Raw genomic sequence first — 22,155 nt, 5'->3', positions numbered from 1 at the left:
CTATTTCTGTTTCCCACGAAAACACACGCCTATCTGTATTGTAGTGCAAACGTGACGAACAACAAAGATAAAATTCGATTTTACCCGTTTCCTCTTACCAGCCGGGACCCGAAACTATGAATAAATTTGCTAAATCTATGAAATTAAGGGTTGTCAAAATTTAGCATAGATTGTATGATACGGGTATAAAGCCGCTTTTCAAATGATTCTGTCGCTCACTCCGAATTGAGTTGTCAACATCCTCCTATATGTAAGCGCTTAAACCTATTTAAGCCGCACCTCGATATCCGCCCAGTCACCTGGTTACCGACCCGGAACGACGAGCAACTCTGCCCGCTCCGCTTCGTACATCTCACACGAACATTCCCAAGTTCCCGGTTACCGCCGCTTTTCTATGTATATAGGCTCTCCGGAGTTTATATAAATCCATCTTTTTAAGGAGGGATAACCGCAAGCGCTGCCCCGCGAATCTTCCATTCTGCACATTGCGCAAGCTCAGAAAGGAGATGATCCAGGACTACCGCTGCCAGGATAATGACTTTTAAGCCGTTCTCTTAGCATTCCCCATTAAAAGGAGGCCACACTTATGTCAACTGTTCGTATGTCCCGCTCCGTCACGACCCGGATTTTGTTCGCCGCCGGATTGTCCCTGATCCTTGCTTTCTGCATGCTTTTGCTCGCTCAAAAAGCGTCCGCCCACGGCTATGTCGAATCACCCGGCAGCCGGGCTTACCTCTGTAAGCAGGGAACCAACAAAGACTGCGGAGCTGTCGTTTATGAGCCTCAAAGCCTTGAGTATCCGAAAGGCTTCCCGGCTGCAGGTCCTGCCGACGGTAAAATCGGGAGCGGGGGCGGAACTTTCCCTAAACTGGACGAACAGTCCGCAACCCGCTGGAGCAAAGTAAACATCTCGGCCGGCACGAACACGTTCACATGGAAGCTGACGGCTGCCCATGCGACGACAAGCTGGAAATACTACATTACTAAAGCCAACTGGGATCCGAATTCCGCACTGACCAGAAACTCTTTCGATCTGACGCCTTTCTGCTCCGTGAACTATGGCGGCAAACAGCCTCCTTTCTCTTACTCCGATACTTGTAACGTTCCGGCAAGAACAGGTTACCAGGTCATCCTGGCTGTCTGGGAAATCGCCGATACAGCGAATGCTTTCTACAACGTGATCGACGTTAATTTCGGCGGCAGCAATCCTTCCGACACTGTCGCTCCGACAGCACCGGCCGGCGCAGCCGCTTCCAACGTGACGACTACGGCAGCTACCCTGACTTGGGGAGCATCGACGGATAACGTCGGAGTAACCGGCTATAAAGTTTATAACGGTTCCACGCTCGTTACGACAACAAGCGGGTCCGCTACGTCTTACAATGTAACCGGCCTCACGCCGAATACCGCTTACACCTTTACGGTGAAAGCCGTTGATGCGGCCGGCAACACATCTCCGGCCAGCAATTCGGTTACGTTCACGACGGGATCGGCTCCTGCCGATAACCAGGCGCCGACGGCTCCTGCCGGTCTGACAGCCGGAACGGCCGCATCCTCGTCGGTCGCGCTGAGCTGGAATGCCGCAACCGATAACGTTGGCGTGACAGGATACCGGATTTACAAGGGTACGGCGCTTGCGGGCACGGTTTCCGGCTCGACGCTTTCCTACACCGTTTCCGGCTTGACGCCAAGCACCGCTTACACGTTTACGGTACGGGCGATTGATGCCGCAGGCAACGAGTCCGCTAACAGCAATGCGGTGTCGGTAACGACAGCTTCCGGCCCTGCGGTTGCCGCCTGGGCGGTCAACACGGCTTACACAACAGGCAATCTCGTGACTTACAACGGCTCCACTTACGAGTGCCGTCAGCCGCACACTGCGATCGCAGGCTGGGAGCCTTCCAACGTTCCGGCTCTGTGGCAGCTGAAATAAGCGGTTCGACAACAAAAACCGATTTCCGTATCTTTACGGGAATCGGTTTTTTATTCGTTTATTCCCGCCTTCCGGCCTCTCAGCCAGACGCTGGTCCTGCCCTCCGTCATTTTCACCGGCAGCAGTAAACCGCACCCGTCGCGCTTGAATCCCGAGTACGCGTTGGGACGCTGCGTGGTGGCCGGTCAAGCCGCGCAAAAGTACTCTCCGCATACCTGCCTGACGCCGGCGCAAACGACTTTAGCGCCCGCAAAGCGTTTTCCGCTCAGCTTGCATCTGCTCCCGAGGCTGAACTCTGATCCGCTTCCGGTGCCGCATGCACGGATGCTTCCCCGTCCCCTGCCTCTTCATTCCGCAAAAAATCCAGAAACCGCTTGAACGCTTGCGTTTTAAACAAATCCTTCCGGTAAACAAACACCACATTGATCTCACGAAATTCTTCCGGAATGGGATGCAGATAAACCTCCCTGGCCTGAACGATTCTGCTGATCGAAGAACGGGGAAGCAGCGATACGCCAAGCCCGGCAGAGACGCCGCCGATAATGGCTTCCAGGGTACCGAACTCGATCATATGGCGGGCTTCGACGCCTTCCTTAGCCAGCAATCTTTCGACTCTGTCGCGGTGAGAACAGCCGGATCCGAAAAACAGCAGCGGTTTTTTCAGCAGCCCGGCAAGATCCGTTTCTTTCGGCTCCGAAATCAATACGAGTTCTTCCTCGAATGCGGGCCTGCAAACCAGCTCTTCATGTGAAACCGGTCCGTATACGAAAGCTCCGTCCAGCTCGTAATCTTTGATCTTGCTGATCAATTGATGAGAATCGGATGTAATCAGCGAAAGCTCGACCTCCGGATACAGACCGTGATAACGGGTCAGCAGCTGCGGCAGATGGATGGCGGCCGTCGTTTCGAGAGAGCCCAGCCGGAGCGGGCCTTTCGGAACATCCGTCGCCTGGGCGGATTTCACCGCTTCTTCCAGCAAAATCACAATTTTATCGGCATACGCCAGTAAATTTTGTCCGGCCGCCGTCAGCTTCATCCCCTTGCTGGACCGGTAAAAAAGCTGCGTTCCAAGCTCCGTCTCCAGCAGCCGGATCCGGTTGGTCACATTGGACTGGACATAGTTGAGGCTTTGGGCCGCCTTGGTGATACTTCCTTCGCGAGCCACCGTACGGAATATTTTCAAATCACCGCTCTCCATCGCGACCTCCTGTCGTTCCATTAGTAGAATCGATACCTTTGTTCATTTCTAATGATTTTACTTGATACCTCGCCCTGTGTAAAATTCAACGTGTCAGATCGTAGACGTTTCCACATGATTTTTATACCGGAGGGATTTGTTATGAAAGCTGTTCTGCATAAAGAAAAAAGCGGTATCGACGGACTGGTTTATTCCACAGCGGAAGACAAGCGTCCCGGATACGGAGAAGTTAAAGTTAAACTGATCGCAGCAGGTCTCAATCACCGCGATCTGTTCGTTATAAATGACCGGAATGCGGGAGATACCCCTTTGATACCCGGCTCGGACGGAGCGGGTATCGTGACGGAAATCGGCGAAGACGTCTCCCCGGGGCTGCTGAACCGGAAAGTCATTTTGAACCCGACTTTAAACTGGGAAAAAGCCGACTCCCTGCCCGAAGATCTTCAAATCATCGGGAGTCCCTCCGACGGGACTTTCGCCGATTTTATTATCGTGCCCGCAGAAAACGCCGTCGCTAAACCCGCACATCTCACTTGGGAAGAGGCGTCCGTCCTCGGCTTGTCGGCCTTGACCGCCTACCGCGCGTTATTCACCCGGGGAGGTCTTCGGGCGGGGCAGCACGTCGTCATCCCCGGTATCGGAGGAGGTGTCGCAACGATCGCCCTCCAGATGGCCAAAGCGGCCGGTGCCCGGGTCAGTGTCTCCTCCCGGAGCGAACACAAGCTGGAGCTGGCCCGGGGGCTTGGAGCCGATTACTGTTTTGAAAGCGGCGGAAGCTGGAAAGACCGCTTCGATGGGGTGAAGGCGGATTTAATCCTGGACAGCATAGGTCCCGCCACCTTCCCCAACTACTTCGATATTCTGCGGCCGGACGGGCGAATCGTCAGTTTCGGAGCCAGCTCGGGGGACACCGTCGAACTTCCGCTGCGCGCCCTCTTTTTCCCTCAGCTCCGTTTGATCGGAACTTCAATGGGAAGCACGGAAGAATTTCATGCCATGGTCGATTTCGTGGCCAAACACCATCTTAAACCTGTCGTGCACAAAGCGTTTCCGATGCGCGATGCGGTACAGGCTTTTACTTACATGAAGGAAGGCAGGCAGTTCGGTAATCTGGCCTTGTCGAATGACACGGAAGCGTGAGAGGAAATCAAAATTGTGCAGAAAAGATCCGCTGAACCGGCGGTTCTTTTTTTGTGTTTTCCCGTCCGCTCCTCATCCTGCGAACTTGATATTTTCGTATAAACGATATATTGTTAACCTATTATTACAATTTTTGGTTAACAATTAAAACGGAAAGGATGCGGTTCGATTGCACACCAATTACGAACAATTAGCCGAACTGAACAAAGCCCATCTTTGGCACCCTTTTACGCAGATGAAGGATTACTGTGCCTCCGATCCCGTCATTATCGAACGCGGTGAAGGCGTCAGGCTTTTCGACACGGAGGGAAAAGCTTATTATGACGGCTTTTCGTCCGTCTGGCTAAACGTGCACGGCCACGGTGTCCCGGAACTGAATCAAGCGATTGTCCGGCAGCTTGGAGCTTGTCGCACACTCTACCCTCCTCGGACTTAGCAATATTCCGGCCATCGAACTCGCCGCAAAACTTTCGGAAATCGCTCCGGACGGGCTCCGGAAAGTATTTTTCTCGGACTCGGGCGCGACCGGCGTGGAAATCGCCCTGAAAATGGCATACCAATACTGGCGCAACAAAGGCTTGGAGCGCAAAGAGACGTTTATCACGATGAAAGAAGCCTATCACGGGGATACGATCGGCGCGGTGAGTGTCGGAGCGATTCCGCTTTATCATGAAGTGTTCCGGCCGCTGCTCTTTTCGGCGCAGACGGTCCCTTACCCGGATTCTTACCGGCATCCGGACGGCGCATCCGGCGCGATGTCCGATACGCTGGGAGCGCTGCGGCTTCTGCTTGAAGCACGTGCCGGTGAAATAGCCGGGCTCATCGTCGAGCCGATTGTGCAGGGTGCAAGCGGCATTATCGTTATGCCCGAAGGATGCCTGCGCGAAATCGCCCGGCTGTGCCGCAAGCACGGCGTTCTGCTGATCGCCGATGAGGTGGCGACGGGATTCGGGCGTACGGGCGCCATGTTCGCCTGCGACCTCGAAGACGTGGCGCCGGATCTGATGGTAGTGGGCAAAGGCTTGACGGGAGGCTATCTTCCCGTGGCAGCTACGCTTGCGACCGACGATGTGTATGAAGCCTTTTATGCGGATTACGAGGAGCAGAAAACGTTTTTTCACGGTCATTCGTTTACGGGGAATCCGCTCGGCTGTGCGGTTGCCCTGGAAAACCTCCGCTTGATGCAGGAACGCCGTGTGGTGGAAGGTGTTGCCGCCAAGGCCGAATTCGTTGCGGATAAGCTTTCTTACCTGAGCAGTTGCCCCCATGTGGGCGATATCCGGCAGCAGGGCCTTCTCGTCGGTATTGAACTCGTCCGAGACAGGCTGACCAAAGAGCCTTACGCCTGGGAGGAGCGGATCGGCGTTCACGTCTGTGCGCGGGCCCGGGAACGGGGACTCTTGACACGGCCGCTCGGCAATGTGGTCGTTTTCATCCCCCCTCTGGCAAGCACGTGCGACGAGCTCGGGGCCATGACGGACATCATTGCCGCTTCTATCCGTGACGTAACGGAACGGGGGTGGCGGCAATGAGCGGCATCCGGGGAATCTTTGTGACCGGGACGGATACCGGGATCGGCAAGACCGTCGTCACGGCCGCCCTGGCCGCCGCACTCCGTTCGGAAGGCTGGAACGTCGGCGTCTGGAAGCCGGTGCAGTCCGGCGAACCACTCGGCAGCGGACTGAGCGACGCCGAAAGACTTATGGAGGGAAGCGGCATTGCCGATCCCCCGGAAGAAGTGGCGCCCTTTGCGTTCAACGCCCCGCTTACGCCTTGGCTTGCGGCAAAAGCGGAAGGCGTTCATCTGACGATGGAGATGCTTTATGCGGGCGGCAAGCGTTTGTGTTCGCGTTACGATGCCATGCTCGTCGAAGGAGCGGGCGGCGCCGCTGTCCCCTTGACGGAAGACGCCCTCTTGGCGGAATGGATCGCTTACCTTCGCATGCCTGTGCTGATCGTGGCCCGGGCGGGCCTCGGCACGGTCAACCACACGCTCCTGACAGTCTCGTTCCTGAGACAGTTCGGGATTGATATCCTGGGTGTCGTGCTGAATGAAGGAGCCTGCGCTGCGGCGGTTCCGGGGAATGCGGCGCCTGCGGAAGCCGTGGAAACTGTGGAAACTGCTGATAATGCGCGGGCTGTGGCAGCTCCGGGTAAACCGCGGAATGCGGGAGATGCGGCGGGGGTGCCGGGGGTTACGGGTAGCGCTTCCGTTACTATGGAAGTGTCGGAAGTTAAGGGTGACACATCTTCAGCTACGGAAGTGCCGGATGCTGCGATTGCCGCATCCGCGACTCCGACGGTGCCTGCGTCTGCGGAGACTGCGAGTACCGCGATACCTCCAGCCGCCTCCCTTCGGAACGCTTCGCACGGGCATGAACTTGATCCGAGCATCGCCGGAAACGCCGCGTTAATCGAAATGTTCGGCGGCGTAAAGGTTTTGGGCCGTTTTCCGCCTATCGGCAGCGAACCGGGGCCGCAGCTTCTTGCGAATCTCGTACACACGACACTGGATCTGAGCCCTGTCAGGGCCTTTTTATCGAAATCCTTGCAGCTCTCGCCAAAACTCCCGGATAAAAACACCGAGGTGCGGACATGAACCCGATGAGCTGGATCGAAAATGAACTGGCGGCCCTGGCAGGCGAATCTCTGGAGCGGACGCTGACGGATACCTCAGTTTCCCGCCCGCTCCCCGGTCATTTGATACGCGGAGAGGTAACTCTTCTTGATATGACTTCGAATGATTATCTGGGCTTGAGCCGTCATCCGGATATCGCGGATTCGATGCGCCGCGCGCTGCTGGAAGAATGCGGCTCGGGATCGGCGGCCTCGCGCCTGCTTTCCGGCAATCGTTCTCCGTACCGTGAACTGGAAGCCGAGCTTGCCGTCTGGCAGCGGAAGGAAGCTTCGCTCGTTTTCGCGAACGGCTATATGGCTAACCTCGGCACGGTCAGCGCCTTGGTTGGCCGCGGAGATATGGTATTTTCCGACCGGCTCAATCATGCCAGCATAACAGACGGCATCATCCTAAGCCGGGCCGGGCATGTCCGCTACCGGCATAACGATATGGAGCATTTGGAACATATGCTCCGGCGGTCCGGTAAGGCGAGGCGCAAGCTGATCGTGACGGATTCCGTTTTTTCCATGGACGGAGATTCGGCGCCCTTATGTAAACTGGTGGAACTGAAACATAATTACGGCACGATGTTAATGGTGGACGAGGCCCATGCCGAAGGCGTATACGGCCCGGAAGGTGAAGGACTTTGCCACGCCATGAATGTACACCGGGAAGTTGACGTCATCCTGGGAACGTTCAGTAAAGCTTTCGGCGTGTACGGAGCGCATGTTACGGGCGGCCGGCCTCTCATCTCCCTGCTGGTCAACAAGGCTCGTCCCCTTGTTTATTCCACTGCTCTGCCGCCGTCCGTTGTAGCTGGCATTTACCGGGCCCTCGGCATCGTGCGGACGGCCCGCGACCGGCGGAGGCATCTCCGGGACCTTTCCGGAGGTTTTCGCCAAAGACTTGTGCAAGCCGGTCTGAACGTAGTGCCGGGAGACTCGCCGATCGTTCCCGTTATTGCCGGAAGCAGCGGCGCAGCGCTTCGTATGAGCGAGGCGCTTCAGCGGCACGGAATCGCGGCTCCCGCCATCCGCCCCCCGACCGTTCCGGCCGGAAGCGCACGCATTCGCTTCTCCCTCTCGGCCGCTCATACCGATGCCGTGTTGACGAAAGCGGCTGAAAGTATCGTCAGAGCAGCGGCGGAAGCGGGGGTGCTTGCATGAAGCACGGACCTTATCAAGCGTCCGTACTGGACGATGTTCTTACGCCGCCGGAACCCGGACCGGAAGAACCGGGTAAAAAGCTTTCCGGGACATGCGGTTCAGATTGTGCGGCCCTTCGTTTACAGGATGAGGCAGCGTCTAGAGACGGGTTTCCCGCAAAATACGGCGAAGCGCACGATACGAAGCGCGGCCCGCAGCATAACGCGGCCCTCTGCGATGTACATGCCGGGCCGCAGTTTCCCGCAGAGGACGCTTTAACACAGCGAATACACTTTACAGAGCCGGGCTCCCTGCAATTCACAAAGCATAAAACTGACTTTGGCAAAGTGTTTACCTCAAAGCACGGCAAGGATGACGAGCAGGCACCCGCCTATTCCCAAAAAAGAGCTGCAATCCTCTGGCTCGGCGGCTGGAGCATGCCTCCCACCGTATTCCGCGATGTCCGGAGGGAGCTTGCGGAATTCCGGCACTTTACTGCGGACTTCGGCTCGGCGGATTCCCCGCAGGCTATCGCGGATTCGGTCCGCCGCCTCGTTCTATCGCTCAGGACCCGCGAGCCCGGGGATGAACAGCGCGATCAAGCGCCGTCGTATCCCCTTCTGATCGCAGGCTGGTCACTGGGCGGGCTTCTCGCCATGCGGCTTGCTTCCGAAGGATTGGCCGACGGGCTGGTTCTGCTGGGCACAACCGCCTGCTTTGTGCGTCAGCCTGCCGAGTCTCTTCTAGGCTGGCCCCCCGATTCCGTCCAGGCGATGTTTCCGGCGCTGCACGAAGATGCGGAAAGGGTGCTCCGGCAGTTCCGCAGGCTGATGTTCACGAAAGAGGAACGCCGGGACGGACTCGACGGCTGCCTGCCGGGAGAGAGCGGCTGGAGCGTGCCGGGTCTCATCGCCGGACTTGAACTGCTCGCCGCGGAGGATGTGCGGGGCCGCCTGCCGGACATTCATTGCCCGGTTCTGCTGATTCACGGCACGCACGACAAAGTGTGCCCCTACGGCGCGGCACTGGAAATACAATCCGGCATCCCGCAGGCTGTGCTTGTGGAAGCGTCCGGATGCGGCCATGTGCCCTTCCTGCAAAAAGAACGGCAAACCGCCGAAAAGATAAGGAGCTGGTGGAATGACTCACCCGAGCGCTAAAATCCGGCGGCAGTTTGACCGGAGCGCATCCGGGCTTTACGACCGGAGTGCCGGTGTTCAGCGTTTTATGGCCGCGCAGCTCGCCGGGATGATCCGGGACGAGCTCGTGGGCACACACGCCGCTCCCCTTGCCCGTATTCCGGCAGCCAATCTGCCTGTGCTGGAAATCGGCTGCGGGACCGGCCTGCTCACGGAGCGTCTGGCGGCTTTGCTTCCGCCCGGCGGCCGGCTTACCGCGGCCGATCTTTCGCCCGCCATGCTGGAAGCGGCGAAGAGCCGGCTGTACGCACGCGGCGGTAGAAACGGCCAAGGATCCGGCGCCTGCCCGCGTGACGCAGACACGCCGGTTGCTGCGGCCGCTTTAGCGGGCCTTCCGCCGGACGCAGTCCGGTTTCTGCAGGCCGATGCCGAAGAATGGGCCGCCGGAGCCCCTTCTTCTTCCTGCGGGCTGATCGCTTCCAGCGCCTGCTTCCAGTGGTTCGTCCGGCCCGCGCAGACGCTTGTTCATCTCCGCAGGCTTTTGAAGCCTCACGGCAAGCTGGCGGCCGCTACCTTCGGACCGGATACGTTTACCGAGACTGCACCGTTCTTTTGAGAAGGCGTACCGGTCTCTGGACGTCCCGCCGCAGCGGCACGGGTTAACTTTTCACGGCGCGGAAGAGTGGACGGATATGCTGCGCCAGGCGGGTTTCGGCGAAATCCGGACGACACGCCTCGTGTGGACCGAGTATTTTTCTTCCGTCAAGCACTTCTTAACGAATATAAAATCGCTCGGCGCCAGTACCACTAACGCCGCACGGCTGCCAGGGCTGAGTACAAGACACCTGTTCAGCTCCATGTTCCGGCAGTACGAAAAAGATTACGGTGTGGAGGGACGCATCCCTGTCACTTACGAAGTGCTGTTGATCCTTGCGGTTTAAAGAGGTGTCCGTGTTCGTTCGAACCTATTCTTTTTCTCTCGATAATTTAGAAATAAATGATTGAGTCATCATGGTAAATGATGTATATTTTAGATAGAAAATGCTAGTTTACTTCTTAGGGAGCTTACTTGAGTAAGTCTCCTTTTCTCTAATTTGTAAGCGTTTTAATAACATGTCTTACGGCTCCGGTCTGATATAAGCTCTAGCGAGTTTATATAAGTTCACTTACGAAAGGAGGCTGGTTTGCAGTTTTGCCCGCAATCGTCTGTTGGCAGTCCAGTTTTAACCGGAAGGAGGTTTTTGACGAATCCGTTCGTGTTCGTGCGCAGCGTCCCTTCGATTTGTAATTATCCTTTGGTTAATCGATGAATAGAAAAACTATCCCCTTTCAAGGAGGCTCTTTTATGACCGCTATTTCGCTCCGCAATACCGGCTGGGCCAAGTGTTTCGTCGCAACCGGATTGGCTCTGGCTCTGGCTTTGGCGTTCTGCCTGCTGTTTTTTACCGAAAAAGCGTCGGCCCACGGCTACATCGAATCACCGGGAAGCCGCGGTTACCTGTGTGCGACCGGCAAGAATAAGAACTGCGGTGCGATCATTTACGAGCCGCAAAGTCTCGAAGCCTACAAAGGCTTCCCCGCAGCCGGACCGGCGGACGGCAAAATCGCCAGCGCCAGCGGCCTGTTCCCGGAACTGGACCAGCAGTCGGCCACACGCTGGACCAAAGTGAATATGTCCCCGGGTACGAACACGTTCAAATGGACCATCGAAGCGAACCATGCGACCACCAGCTGGAAATATTACATCACGAAGCAAAACTGGGACCCGAACGCTCCGCTGAGCCGCGCTTCCTTCGATTTGCAGCCTTTCTGCTCCGTTAACTTTAAAGGAAAACAGCCGGGCTTCACTTACACGGACACCTGCAGCGTCCCGAGTAGAACGGGGTACCAGGTCATTCTGGCCGTTTGGGAAATCGCGGATACGGAAAATGCCTTCTACAACGTGATTGATGCGAACTTCGGCGGCGGAGGTCCGGCCGATACAACGGCACCGACCGCACCGTCGAATGCGGCGGCTTCGGGCATAACGGCAACCGGCGCCACGATCGGCTGGAGCGCGTCAGCGGATAATGTCGGTGTGACGGCTTACAAGATTTATAACGGCTCCCAACTCGTCGGAACGACTGCGAAAGGAACGGCGCTGAGCTATAACGCAGCCGGTTTGATACCGAATACGTCCTATACGTTCACCGTCCGCGCAACGGACGCGGCCGGGAATGATTCCGCGCCCAGCAATGCGGTGACCTTCAAAACAACGGCCGCCGCAGCGGATACGACTGCGCCTTCCGCTCCGTCCGGGCTGCAGGTGACAGGTTCGCCGACCTCCGCTTCCGTTTCGCTTAAGTGGAGCGCTTCTACGGATAACGTCGGTGTAACCGGTTATCGCGTCTACCAGGGAGCCGTGCTCGCAAAATCCGTCTCCGGCACAACGCTGGATACTGTAATTAGCGGACTGAGCGCAAGCACCGCTTACACGTTCACGGTTCGCGCTTTCGATGCCGCGGGCAATGAATCCGGAGATAGCAACGCTGTCAGCGCCACGACCTCCGCTCCTTCGGCAGCCGCTCCATGGGCTCCGAACACTGCCTACACGGCGGGCACGCTCGTGACCTATGGCGGAAGCACGTACGAATGCCGGCAGTCGCACACTTCCCTGACCGGCTGGGAGCCCTCCAACGTGCCGACGTTATGGCTGAAAAAATAAATTTCGGCACGCGTGCGTCTGCACACGGTCTCTTATGAAGAAAAAGAGCGGCCCTTCCGTTTAGGACGGAAGACAGCCGCTCTTTTTTATATTGCTCAACCGGTTCAGGTGAAGGCTTCCGCACCGCATTAAGCTATCCGCTTGCGACGCTCCCGGCGTACGGTGTCCGGCATCACATAACGTTGGTAAACAAGCCTTTTATACCGGATAGCGTCCGACACCTTTAATCGAGTCCATCCTCTTGTTCGCGTCACGTAAAATTTTGCGTCAATTTGTTCCAGTACGTGGACGGATGCAGGGCAGGGTATTTAAAAAAGGTTTCAGGCCCGGAAATTTTCTCCGATACGCTTAGATCGTAATCGATCATTTTTTTCACCTTATCGGCAAACGCTTTGCCTTTGACCAGCACCCCAAGCTCGAAATCGTGGCAGGCGCTACGTTCATTAATATTGTAGGAGCCGTGAAACACGCAGTCGGACCGCTTGTCATAGGTGATTTTCCAATGAGAAAACCGCTCCGTATGGCTATAGTCATAGAAGGCGACGCCCTTGAGAAACGGTTCGTACATGTTGCTGCGCACCGCCGAGCCGTTGGTCGGATGGTCGTTCACGCGAAGGGGATTGCACAGCGCGATGCACTTTGCCCTCTGCTCATCCAGACTTTTCAGCTCGTCCCAGAAGGCCTGGTCGATCAGATACGGGTTCACGATGACCGTCTCGTCTCCGGCATAGGTGAGCAAGGACAAATAGTACTGCTGGATCACGTTTACCGGATTCCCCGGAAAGCTGGCGTACAGCGTGCACTCTTCGTCACCGAAGCGCATATCCGTAGCCGGCTTGTAAAACGGTTCTTCGGGATCGAACATATCGCCGCCAAGCACCGTCCATTGAAAAGAAAAAATGCGGTTCAGTGTCAGCGCAGCGGCTCCCCGTATCCGGAAACATCCGTCGTGCCACTCTTCTTCCCGCGCCGGTACACCCAGCCCGTGACCCGCTTCCCCGTCCGGATGAGCTTGCCCGAAACCGTGTAATACCGGTGTGTCAAACAAATATTGATCCCCTACGTTCACCGAGCCGACGATAGAGCTGATTCCGTCCACGATCATAAACTTGCGGTGATTCACCACGTTGACACCCATCGTCATCTGCTCCTGAACGTAATCTTGGAGAAACAAGCTGCTTTCGGGCACCCCCTGGGAAGCCAGCTCCGCTCTTTTGGCGGGCCATTCTTCTTTGCCGTAGCACGTTTTGAACGTATTGATAACCTGGCCTCCGGCTTCTTTGAGCTTATCGATCACTTCATCGAGATCCCCGACGGCGAGGTTTTTATTGTAACCGAGAGCCGTAACTCCGAAATCGGCCATCAACCGGACTTTGACGCCCCGCCTAAGCGCGTCCAACAGCGCTTCGACAATTTTGTTCCCTGATTTATCGTTAAAAAAAAGCATAACGGAAAAGTGGATATACCGCTTCGCTTTCCCCATTTCGTCCAGCATGACGCGCAGACAGTCCGGACCGTTCACGTAGGCGTCGACCTTGTTGCCCGTGGATGTCTGCGGCAGCAGAGCGTTCAGCTTGGCCAGATCCAGCCGCTTCACATAGGAGCCCAGCTCTTCGATTGCGTTCTCCCCCGCGCCGGGGATAGACAGAAGCTGCTCATAGCTCGTGAAAATGCCCCCGATTTCCTGCCGGTAACGGGCAGCCGCCTCTTGCGGGATGTTCGCGGAAGCGAAATCCACGGCCTGCCGGGACCCTTCGATCACGTCGGCCACCGGCCCGTTGGAAAGCCAATAATTAATAAAATTTTTGACGCCTTCCTGCACCGCTGTCGCGTCTTCACAGGAAGTTTGTTCCGTATCTTTGCCCGTTTTTTCCATGATTACCCCTTCTCTCCCTTATCTGCGGCCCATTCTACTACTTTTTTAAACAAAAAAAAGAGCAGTCACCCGCTCTTTTTTATCCAAAATCAGGAGATGCTCTCCTTGAAGAGAGCTGAAGCCGTTTTTATGATTGTTAACAGGTATCGTTTCTTAGAGTCTTGCAATGACTTTTTAAAATATTAGTCTTCTTTTTTAACTCCAAATGGAAATGGAGCCATGAATTCATGCTCACATTTTGGACATCTGGCCGGCCATCGCGGATTTTCACCTTCATTGATTCTCCTGTAGAAATCTCGCAAAAATTCAAGGTCAATTACAAACAAATTTTCAATTACTTTGGCGTCAATCATTGGAAGATCGCCTAACCTAGTGATGACTCTTGTAAATAAAATGACAATATGATATTCGGGATTAGCTTGAACGCGCGGATCTCTCATTGGCATAATTTCATCCGCGGCGGTCGCAAGTCTCATTATTCCTCTTTTATGAACATTTCCACTGCTATCTTCAAACCCTCTCGGTAATTCAAACTCATATTCTCTCTTAAATGCCATAAAAACGCTCCTTTAAAATAATTAGTACCTTGCGACAATCGGTTTAACTTATTTAGAAACAGCATTTTGGTACAAGTTTCCTTCGTTATGTATCTTCACGCAAATGCTTGTACGTCTCGGGCGAACATACGACGAACAGTTTCGCGTCCGCCGGAATCGGGTCGTTCAGCCGTGTATTGATGCTCAAATCCTGGCGGTCGGCGAGCAGAGTCGCCCCTTTTTTTAGCAGATCCTGAAAGGCGTCGTGATAAGTCGTCCAAGCCGGATTGACCGGCACTTCGTAAATTTCTCCCCCATACTGCCTGCTGATGAGCTGCATATAAAGCTCTACGCTGCCTTCGTTAAGCGCCGACCGGACAGCCAGCATGGAAACCGCATCGTGCGAAAGAATGAAATCGTTTACTTTTACATGCCGGAAGTTCTGGATATGCTTCTCCGACATAATTTCCGCGGTCGTATACACATCCGGTGCGAGTCTTTCGATGCTGGCCGCGATTAGCAGCGTTTTGCCGTCCACCAGAGACGAATCAGTGCTCGTTTCATCCGCGAATATGATGGCCGATCTGGCTTTATCCAGCCCGGCCCGGGTTAACGTCTTGTCCGAAGTGGGATCGCCGCTAACGTAATGAACCTTTTTGTGGTCGTACGGGATTTTCTCGTTTTCATCGATAATGACGATTTCCAGCTCGGGGTCTGAAGCGATAAGTTCTTCAACGGCGGAATAAGCTTTCTTATTCCAGGTGATCACGACGATGTGACCGCGGCCATGATAGTTCACTTTTCCGGTTTCCCTCCTTATTTTCAAAGTCGCAAAGGCATCAATGATTTTTCCGATCACAAGACTGAGAAGTCCGATTCCGAACAAATACAGAAAGATCGTGAACAGCTTGCCCAGAGCCGTTTTCATAAAATAATCGCCGTACCCGACGGTCGCCATCGTTGTCATAACCCAGTACAAACTGTTGAACCATGACTCGAACGTGTCCGGCTCCAGCCAGTAAGCGAGCACCGAGGCGAGCAGCACAAACACCAGGGCAAAAACTGCCAGCAGCCCGTTACTCAAACGTAAAATCCGGTGGGCATAACGCAGAAAAAAATGCAAACCCCGACACCTCCCTGCGTTTATTTTACGGAAAATAACGGAAATTGTCTTCATTTGTCATAAAGAAAAAAACAAGCCTGCCGGAGGATGGGTTTCGCACAGCGCCACAATCGTGCAATCCCGGTGTATACGCCTCATTCTGGCGAGGGGGTTGAAAGCTGCGCAGACCTGGTATATACTAATCAAAATCATTGATATCGGTATCACGCCCATGAAGAGATTCCAACTCGGAGGCGTTTTCGCCAAGGGGAAGCATGGCGCTTCTCCTAAGTTAACCGGGTCCGCCCGTTACCGCGGAACTAAAGTGGATTGGACGGCACTATCGTCGTCCGGTCAATTTGGGTGGCACCGCGAGAACATAAAAGCGCTCCTCGTCCCATAAAGACAACGGGCGCTTTTTGTATGTCAAAAAAAAGGAGTGCGGTGCCATGTTAGACTTAAAATGGATACGGGCCCATCAAGCGGAAGTCGAGTACGCTGCCCGGCAGAAAGGAATCGAAGTATCCGTCACGGAACTTCTGAGAATGGACGAGGAACGGCGGAGCCAACTGGCGGAAATCGAGGAACTGCGGAAGAGACGCAATGTGCTTACCGGGGAAATCGGCACGCTTCTTAAACAGGGCGGCCATACGGAGGCAGCCGGAAAGAAACAAGCGGTAAAAGACATTCATCTGTGCTTGAACGAACGCGAGGCGGCGTATCGGGTAACCGAGAAGGCTTACTTGGCGGCTATGCTGCGCGTGCCAAACCCCGTTTCGCCCGATACGCCGGCCGGACAATCCGACAAGGATAATATCGAGCTGTACCGGGCAGGCGCTCTCCCCGAATTCACGTTCGAGCCGATGGATCATGTGGCGCTGGGAAACCTTCACCGCATGATCGACATCCCGCGCGGCGTGAAAACAGCCGGCCCCCGCCAATACTATTTGACCGGCGCGGGAGTGCTGCTGCATCGTGCGGTTCAGCAGCTTGCCCTGGATCTGCTCATCGGGAAAGGCTTTATGCCGGTGGATGTGCCGCTGATGGCACGCGAGGAAGCGCTGCTGAACACGGGCTATTTTCCGCTCGGGGAGGATCAGACGTTCAAGCTGGCCGAAGAAGACAAATGGCTGGTCGGCACCTCGGAGGTCCCGCTCGTCTCCTATTACAGCAATGAAATCGTGGATCTTGCGGAGCCCGTAAAAATGGCCGCCGTCTCCCTCTGTTTCAGGAGTGAGGTCGGGTCGGCCGGCAGAGATGTCCACGGGTTGTACCGCGTCCATCAGTTCGCCAAGGTGGAGCAGGTAATTATTTGCGAGAGCGATCTGGAGAAATCGGATGTTCTTCTTTGGGAAATTACTAAGAACGCGGAAGAATTGATGAGGCTGCTGGAGCTGCCCTATCGGGTAGTCGCGGTTTGCGCCGGGGATATGGGCCAAAAAACGTATAAGCAGTACGACATCGAGACGTGGATGCCGAGCAGAGGTGCCTACGGGGAAACGCATTCGTCGTCGAACCTGCTCGATTTCCAGGCCCGCCGTTCGAATATCCGCTACCGGAACGCCGAGGGCCGGCTGAGCTACGCGTATACGCTGAACAACACGGCGGTCGCCTCGCCGCGTATTCTCATCCCGCTGCTTGAGAATCATCAGCAGGAGGACGGCTCGATCCGCATACCCGAGGCGCTGAGAAAATACATGAACGGTCTCGCAGAAATCCGGGCCGTGCACGAATAAGAACGGCGGGAAAATTCCGTCGTTCCGGCTCCCTTCCGGTACCGTTTCGAAACTTTCAGACACGTAAATAGGGGCCCCGGTTATCCGTGATAATCGGCAGGCCCCTATGCTTGATTGAACGTATTCAATTGTTTGTTTACACTCCATTCTTCTTCATTCGGTTCCTGGGTTCCCGCATGCCTCGACTGCGATTATTAAGGGCATGCTTCGCTAACTGGGTCCAACGGATTCATCTCCCTTCCTGTAGTCTGAAATTCGGATGACTTCGGATGGTTATGGTCCTATAGGGATCACCCCTGGCTGACATGTTAAGTGTTAATGTCCTTGTAGCCGTTTATTGTTTGTGTTCCTCCTTGGCTTTATATTACTCCAAATATTAAACTATTGTAAATATTCAGAAAATATCGAAAATAGGCGAAAGAACCGTTTAAGCGGTTTCTTCCACCTGTTTTCTTGCGTTTTCTAACATTATCTATGATTTTGTAAGCGTTTCATTCATTTTTGATTTAGCCGGTGTCAGACGTTCGAAAAAAGAATTGCGCAGAGGATTATGCGCGATTCGGACACCCAGCACATTCTCCAAATCTTTAAAATGAATATACGCTTTGCGAGATTTTAACAGAAGCGGATGTTTAAGCGGAATCTGCTTTCCTTCGGTTTCGATGGTGCCCGATCCGGCATCCAGCTTATAGGGCTTGCCATGGAGGTAGAACGTGACCGTACGGTCTTTATTCCGGGTCATCGTACCGCCCAGATCTTTCAGCGTATCGCGGAGGGGCAAGTAATTGTAATCCCCGTTAAAGTCCATCACGTTGCGCTGGATAGTCCGGTTCAGGACCTGGGGGGTAATGTCCGGGCTTCCGGCCGTGATGCGGGAAATCTGCATGGGATCGTCGGCTCTCGTCGTCATCTCGCTAAGAACCGTGAAACCGTATTTGTACCCGACACTCTGAAGGAGCGAGGTTGCCCGCTTATCGTAATAACCGTACGGATATGCGTAGGAGTCGACTTCCTGTTCTCCGGCTTTTTTCAGTTTCTTCTTACAGTCGAGGGCGTCGTCGATCACCCGCTTCTCGTACTGTTCCTCCGTCTCCCGCCTGCCGTCCGTCACAATGTTCGTCGTCAGCAGCGGCTTGCCGTTCTGCTTATCGTGCATGCTGTCGGAATGACACTGGCAGGAAATACCCGCGTCGCGATCCGTTGCGATCGTCCGCAGTTGCCCTTCGTCGAGAAAATGAAGCTTTCGCGAGCGGGGGTTCGCCAGCGTACCCGTAATTTCGAAATTAACGGCCGGAACCTGGAGCTCCTTCAGCACGGGATAAGCCTGGTCATAAAGACTTTCATACCCGTCGTCAAACGTTACCAGGACGGCATTTTCCGGCACATCCCCACCCGCCATAAAGCTTTTGAACTGCTGGAGCGTAATAAAGTGATACTTTTCTTTCTTCAGAAAAGTGAGCTGGCTGCGGAACAACGCCGGAGTAATCGTGACGCTGCTCGTGTCCGTCTCGCTGATGTGGTGATACAAAAGCACGGCAACCTGGTCTTTGTAGGTAAAACGCGGAGCGCTTTCGCGCACCAGGTAAATCGATCCCGCAACGAGGAGAAGAGCTAGAAAAATTTTGATCGCTTTCTTCATACTGCCGATAACCCCTTTTTCATAATAAAGAAGACTTTATAAGGTTCCATCCCGGTCCGTCCGCTTCCTCCCGCATCCGGCTTCTTAAACATTAATTTTTTGTAACTTATTCATCCATAATATTCCATAAAACCATCTGCTTCTCCACTCCCTTTTTCGCTCCGGCTTATTCCCATACGGGTCATTCGCACAATCGCCTCCCCGCTTTCCGTCATATGTTGTACGGTAAAGTCAATTAAAACACGAGGAGTTGGATCGATATGGGTTACGTTGGAGGAGTAGGAGCAGGAGTTGGAGTTGGAGTAGGTTGCGGCGGCGGCTACGGTGGAGCTTTCACGAGCACGGCGGCTATTCTGGTTCTCTTCATTCTGCTGGTTATCATCAGCCGCACGTTCCTGTACTAAGTTACCGAACACACTCTAGCTCCGCTATAATAAGCAGACGAACGTTCGAACAGGCGCCTCTTGCAGGTGTCTGTTTGGTTTTTTGTGCTTTCTCACAGCCGCACATTTATCCGGGATTTTTTTACATACACTGATAAGAACGATTGAGAAAGAAAAAAGTTACCGGATTCTTCGTTATTTGCGAAACATGCCGGTCCATCCGGCTGCCTCCCGCTCTCAACCTCTGCCTCAGCAAATAAGCTGCCGCCAAACACGAATAACCCGCCTGGCAATACAGGCGGGTTATTTTCTGTCGTTCAAGACTGATCTTTGGATGAATCCGGTCTTTTATCCTCCAGCAGGTGCGTATACCGGTCATAACGTCCGTCAAGCTCTTCGGCCATTTCGCGGTATTTGCGGGTTTCCTCGACGACGGGATCAATTGTCGCTTGTATGCGGATTTCCGTCTTGGCAGGCAGCCGTTTTCTCGCGGATTCTTCTTTGTTTTCTTCCTCCATCTCGCCTTCCGTCAGTTTGCGGATCAGCTGTTCTTCCATTTCTTTGGCATCCATCCGGCACACTCCTTTCTTGAATCGGTTCCCGTAAGGCCGGGAACATCTTCTTCTATATTACCCGGTTAAAAGAGCCTCTACACCCGCCGTCCCAACCGCCCAGCAGAAGCGGGAACTATTTTGTTAAGGAGAGGAGAGACTCTTTTCTGCCGGTGTTTAATTGATTCCGTTGGCATACTGCTGGAAGACGGCTTTTACTCTGGAGGTGATATAGCCGCTTCCTCCTCTTCCTTTTACGTCTTCGATCATCATCGAGACGAGCAGCTTGCGGATCGGCCGCATCGAAACCGACAAACCAGCCGTTCTCCTGCCCTTCTTCCCCTTTGCTCTTTTTAAGCTCGGCCGTGCCCGTTTTGCCGGCGATCTGCTTGCCCGGTACGGCAGCTCCACGACCCACTCCGCGCGGGTCCTTGACCGCTTCGACAAGATCCTTCTTCAGCAGCTCGGCCGTTACCGGCTTCATTACCGACGACTTCCAGTACTGCTCCTTGCCTTTGTCTTCCTTCAAAAGCGACGGATAGATGATGTTTCCCTGATTCACAAGCGCCGAGTAAGTCAAAGCGATGTGCAGGGAAGTCATCGTCACTTCACCCTGTCCGTAACCGGAGTCAGCAAGCTGGATATCGTTTGCGATCTGCTTGTTGTAAAGCTGGGAGATATCGAACGCATAGGGCAGCGGAAGCTTCTCACCGATGCCGAATTTGGCGGAAGACTCGGAAAACTTGTCTTTCCCCAGCTCCAGAGCGGCCTGGGCGAAATAAATGTTGTCCGAGTTCGTAAGCGCACTCTGCAGGTTGACCGGACTGGAGTCATGCACACGGGTCACATAGTAGTTGCCCCAGGATGCGTCCTTCGTCCAGCGCAGCCCTTTGATCGTCTTCGCCTCGTCGGGATTCAGCACCCCGCCGTCAATCGCAACCGCTGCCGTGAGCATTTTAAAAGCCGAACCGGGTGAGAATGTTCTCGTAAAGCGGTTCAGGAACGGCTTCTTGGGGTCCTCGCTGAGCTGCTTATACTGCGATCCGGATATGCCTTTCACAAAGGCGTTCGGATTGTAAGACGGACTGCTCACGAGCGCGAGTACTTCGCCCGTGAGAGGCTGAATGGCGGCAGCCGATCCCGCATCTTTTTTCATCTGCTCGTAGACCAGCTTCTGGAGATCGGCGTCGATGCTGAGCGTTATTGTCTGTCCGGGGACCATTTCTTTCTCGGCCAGCGTTTCTTTCTCGGTGCCGTCGGCTCCCGTAACGAAAATTTTATAACCGGCCTGACCCTTGAGCTGCTTCTCGTAGATCTGCTCCAGTCCCGCTTTTCCGATAACGTCGCCCGTGCGGTACCCTTCGCTTTCAAGCTTTTTCAGCTCCTCCGCACTGATCTGTCCGATATATCCGGTCAAATGAGCCGCTGCTTCGTCAAACGGATAGGTCCGGATCTCTTTGCTGCTGAACGTGACGCCGGGCAGCTTCGTATAAGATTCCGTTTCTCCGTCCTGAATGTACGCGAGCGGCACGAACGACTCCGGCTTCACCCAGGAGGCCGACAGCTTCTGGTTGATCTCCTCGGCCTTCATCCCGAGCTTCTCCGCCAGCTTCGCTTTGGTCTGCTCCGCCGCATTGCCCAGTTTGCCGGGCACGACCCCGATCTGCTTGGCCGGGCCGTTATAGGCGAGCTTGTTGCCGCGCCTGTCCACGATTTCTCCCCGCACCGCTTCGGTGCTCTGGACTCTTACCTTATCCCCATCCTTCAATTGGGGAAAAAGATAGGAAGGAGACCAGTCGACCTGCCAGACGGTAGCCTTCTCTTGCTTGCCCTTCACCAGACGGGCGGTCTGGTCGAATTTCACCGGGCCGGCGAGCGTGTTCAGCTCCACATGAAAAGGAACCGAAACTTCGTCCTTATTTTTTACCGCTTTTTGCAGTTCTTCGGAGAAAGCCGGTTTGACGGTCAAATCCGTCATTCCGATTCCTTTATACACGCTGTCGTATTTTTTAACGAAATCGTCTTTGCTGATTTTGGTTTGCGACTCCGGCGACAATTTGTCGTACATCGCTGCGTAATTGTGATCCTTCCAGCCGTTCACATAAGCTTCGAAAGCGTGCTGCGGCGTTTCTTCCTGACTGCAGGCCGACAAAAGCAGAAGAAGGAAAATCCCCCCGATTCCCGCCAGCGTCTTTCCGTTTCGTAACATGAATACCGCCCCCTGATAATCTACTGCCGGGAATATTCCGGCTGTTTCTTAACCTGCTTGCGTAAACTTGTTCCTTAACAGCTTCATTAACTGTTTCCTTAACTGATCCGCTAGCTTTTCATTAGCTCTTCATTAGCTCTTCACCAGCTCTTTACTAGCTTTTCATTCACTGTTTCATTCGCCGGTTCCGAAAGCCCCCGGCAGTTTCCCAATCCCGGTTATGTTCGGGGGCCCCGTTTGAACTGTG

Annotated in this window: 17 protein-coding genes and 1 pseudogene; 11 read left to right on the top strand and 7 right to left on the bottom strand. The window is 54.5% G+C overall.

What is annotated here, in order from left to right; translation table 11 throughout:
* Window positions 1-586: 586 nt before the first annotated feature.
* The gene (locus tag ABC395_RS11775; protein WP_413003222.1) at window positions 587-1,933 is read left to right on the top strand and encodes a lytic polysaccharide monooxygenase; all 1,347 of its coding nucleotides are present in this window, start codon (window positions 587-589) and stop codon (window positions 1,931-1,933) included.
* Window positions 1,934-2,198: 265 nt separating this feature from the next.
* On the opposite strand, the gene ABC395_RS11770 is transcribed toward ABC395_RS11775, so the two are convergent.
* Window positions 2,199-3,131, bottom strand: a complete 933-nt coding sequence (locus tag ABC395_RS11770; RefSeq protein ID WP_413003220.1) for a LysR family transcriptional regulator — start codon at window positions 3,129-3,131, stop codon at window positions 2,199-2,201.
* Window positions 3,132-3,272: 141 nt separating this feature from the next.
* Between ABC395_RS11770 and ABC395_RS11765 the strand changes: the two genes are divergently transcribed.
* The 8 genes and pseudogenes from ABC395_RS11765 to ABC395_RS11730 all read left to right on the top strand — a co-directional run bounded on the left by ABC395_RS11765 (window position 3,273) and on the right by ABC395_RS11730 (window position 11,876).
* A complete protein-coding gene (locus ABC395_RS11765) occupies window positions 3,273-4,271 on the top strand; it encodes a quinone oxidoreductase family protein (RefSeq protein WP_413003218.1) in 999 nt (332 codons plus the stop codon).
* A gap of 169 nt (window positions 4,272-4,440) precedes the next feature.
* Window positions 4,441-5,803: pseudogene (gene bioA / locus ABC395_RS11760) on the top strand (adenosylmethionine--8-amino-7-oxononanoate transaminase).
* Window positions 5,800-6,870 carry a dethiobiotin synthase gene (bioD, locus tag ABC395_RS11755; RefSeq protein ID WP_413003217.1) on the top strand — a complete coding sequence of 357 codons (1,071 nt, stop codon included), beginning with the start codon at window positions 5,800-5,802 and terminating at the stop codon, window positions 6,868-6,870. Before bioA ends, bioD begins: the two are co-directional and overlap by 4 nt.
* Window positions 6,867-8,054: an 8-amino-7-oxononanoate synthase gene (bioF, locus tag ABC395_RS11750; RefSeq protein WP_413003215.1), complete on the top strand. Its 1,188-nt coding sequence runs from the start codon at window positions 6,867-6,869 to the stop codon at window positions 8,052-8,054. The genes bioD and bioF overlap by 4 nt, the downstream gene beginning before the upstream one ends.
* Window positions 8,051-9,193: an alpha/beta fold hydrolase gene (locus ABC395_RS11745; RefSeq protein ID WP_413003214.1), complete on the top strand. Its 1,143-nt coding sequence runs from the start codon at window positions 8,051-8,053 to the stop codon at window positions 9,191-9,193. The genes bioF and ABC395_RS11745 overlap by 4 nt, the downstream gene beginning before the upstream one ends.
* A complete protein-coding gene (locus ABC395_RS11740; protein ID WP_413003212.1) occupies window positions 9,174-9,788 on the top strand; it encodes a methyltransferase domain-containing protein in 615 nt (204 codons plus the stop codon). Before ABC395_RS11745 ends, ABC395_RS11740 begins: the two co-directional genes overlap by 20 nt.
* Before the next feature lie 76 nt (window positions 9,789-9,864).
* Window positions 9,865-10,113 (top strand): hypothetical protein, encoded by a 249-nt coding sequence (locus tag ABC395_RS11735; protein WP_413003211.1) that lies wholly within the window; start codon window positions 9,865-9,867, stop codon window positions 10,111-10,113.
* Window positions 10,114-10,517: 404 nt separating this feature from the next.
* Window positions 10,518-11,876, top strand: coding sequence for a lytic polysaccharide monooxygenase (locus ABC395_RS11730; RefSeq protein WP_413003209.1), 1,359 nt, complete (start codon window positions 10,518-10,520; stop codon window positions 11,874-11,876).
* 250 nt (window positions 11,877-12,126) lie between these two features.
* On the opposite strand, the gene ABC395_RS11725 is transcribed toward ABC395_RS11730, so the two are convergent.
* The 3 genes from ABC395_RS11725 to ABC395_RS11715 all read right to left on the bottom strand — a co-directional run bounded on the left by ABC395_RS11725 (window position 12,127) and on the right by ABC395_RS11715 (window position 15,411).
* Complete coding sequence (locus tag ABC395_RS11725) at window positions 12,127-13,752, bottom strand: phospholipase D-like domain-containing protein (protein ID WP_413003208.1); 1,626 nt, start codon at window positions 13,750-13,752, stop codon at window positions 12,127-12,129.
* 182 nt (window positions 13,753-13,934) lie between these two features.
* Window positions 13,935-14,309 carry a phage tail assembly protein gene (locus ABC395_RS11720; protein WP_413003206.1) on the bottom strand — a complete coding sequence of 125 codons (375 nt, stop codon included), beginning with the start codon at window positions 14,307-14,309 and terminating at the stop codon, window positions 13,935-13,937.
* Window positions 14,310-14,394: 85 nt separating this feature from the next.
* Entirely contained in the window at window positions 14,395-15,411 is a 1,017-nt protein-coding gene (locus ABC395_RS11715) for a potassium channel family protein (protein WP_413003205.1), read from the bottom strand.
* A 428-nt stretch (window positions 15,412-15,839) separates the two neighbouring features.
* On the opposite strand from ABC395_RS11715, the gene serS reads away from it, so the two are divergent.
* Entirely contained in the window at window positions 15,840-17,126 is a 1,287-nt protein-coding gene (serS, locus tag ABC395_RS11710) for a serine--tRNA ligase (RefSeq protein ID WP_413003203.1), read from the top strand.
* Between the two features lie 472 nt (window positions 17,127-17,598).
* Here serS and ABC395_RS11705 read toward each other — a convergent pair whose 3' ends face one another.
* Complete coding sequence (locus ABC395_RS11705) at window positions 17,599-18,765, bottom strand: polysaccharide deacetylase family protein (protein ID WP_413003202.1); 1,167 nt, start codon at window positions 18,763-18,765, stop codon at window positions 17,599-17,601.
* Window positions 18,766-19,025: 260 nt separating this feature from the next.
* Between ABC395_RS11705 and ABC395_RS11700 the strand changes: the two genes are divergently transcribed.
* Window positions 19,026-19,169, top strand: a complete 144-nt coding sequence (locus ABC395_RS11700) for a hypothetical protein (protein ID WP_413003200.1) — start codon at window positions 19,026-19,028, stop codon at window positions 19,167-19,169.
* Window positions 19,170-19,465: 296 nt separating this feature from the next.
* Here ABC395_RS11700 and ABC395_RS11695 read toward each other — a convergent pair whose 3' ends face one another.
* Window positions 19,466-19,720 (bottom strand): hypothetical protein, encoded by a 255-nt coding sequence (locus tag ABC395_RS11695; protein WP_413003199.1) that lies wholly within the window; start codon window positions 19,718-19,720, stop codon window positions 19,466-19,468.
* Between the two features lie 115 nt (window positions 19,721-19,835).
* Complete coding sequence (locus ABC395_RS11690; protein ID WP_413003197.1) at window positions 19,836-21,908, bottom strand: penicillin-binding transpeptidase domain-containing protein; 2,073 nt, start codon at window positions 21,906-21,908, stop codon at window positions 19,836-19,838.
* Window positions 21,909-22,155: the final 247 nt, after the last annotated feature.

The organism is Paenibacillus canaveralius, assembly GCF_047238265.1.
In the GTDB taxonomy this organism is placed as follows: domain Bacteria; phylum Bacillota; class Bacilli; order Paenibacillales; family NBRC-103111; genus Paenibacillus_F.
This window is presented reverse-complemented; position numbering and strand designations above follow the sequence as displayed.

Bases quoted from the DNA above. Each gene is read 5' to 3' on its own strand.
- ABC395_RS11775 (WP_413003222.1), top strand. From the start codon at position 587: ATGTCAACTGTTCGTATGTCCCGCTCCGTCACGACCCGGATTTTGTTC.
- ABC395_RS11770 (WP_413003220.1), bottom strand. From the start codon at position 3,131: ATGGAGAGCGGTGATTTGAAAATATTCCGTACGGTGGCTCGCGAAGGA.
- ABC395_RS11765 (WP_413003218.1), top strand. From the start codon at position 3,273: ATGAAAGCTGTTCTGCATAAAGAAAAAAGCGGTATCGACGGACTGGTT.
- bioD (WP_413003217.1), top strand. From the start codon at position 5,800: ATGAGCGGCATCCGGGGAATCTTTGTGACCGGGACGGATACCGGGATC.
- bioF (WP_413003215.1), top strand. From the start codon at position 6,867: ATGAACCCGATGAGCTGGATCGAAAATGAACTGGCGGCCCTGGCAGGC.
- ABC395_RS11745 (WP_413003214.1), top strand. From the start codon at position 8,051: ATGAAGCACGGACCTTATCAAGCGTCCGTACTGGACGATGTTCTTACG.
- ABC395_RS11740 (WP_413003212.1), top strand. From the start codon at position 9,174: ATGACTCACCCGAGCGCTAAAATCCGGCGGCAGTTTGACCGGAGCGCA.
- ABC395_RS11735 (WP_413003211.1), top strand. From the start codon at position 9,865: ATGCTGCGCCAGGCGGGTTTCGGCGAAATCCGGACGACACGCCTCGTG.
- ABC395_RS11730 (WP_413003209.1), top strand. From the start codon at position 10,518: ATGACCGCTATTTCGCTCCGCAATACCGGCTGGGCCAAGTGTTTCGTC.
- ABC395_RS11725 (WP_413003208.1), bottom strand. From the start codon at position 13,752: ATGGAAAAAACGGGCAAAGATACGGAACAAACTTCCTGTGAAGACGCG.
- ABC395_RS11720 (WP_413003206.1), bottom strand. From the start codon at position 14,309: ATGGCATTTAAGAGAGAATATGAGTTTGAATTACCGAGAGGGTTTGAA.
- serS (WP_413003203.1), top strand. From the start codon at position 15,840: ATGTTAGACTTAAAATGGATACGGGCCCATCAAGCGGAAGTCGAGTAC.
- ABC395_RS11705 (WP_413003202.1), bottom strand. From the start codon at position 18,765: ATGAAGAAAGCGATCAAAATTTTTCTAGCTCTTCTCCTCGTTGCGGGA.
- ABC395_RS11700 (WP_413003200.1), top strand. From the start codon at position 19,026: ATGGGTTACGTTGGAGGAGTAGGAGCAGGAGTTGGAGTTGGAGTAGGT.
- ABC395_RS11695 (WP_413003199.1), bottom strand. From the start codon at position 19,720: ATGGATGCCAAAGAAATGGAAGAACAGCTGATCCGCAAACTGACGGAA.
- ABC395_RS11690 (WP_413003197.1), bottom strand. From the start codon at position 21,908: ATGTTACGAAACGGAAAGACGCTGGCGGGAATCGGGGGGATTTTCCTT.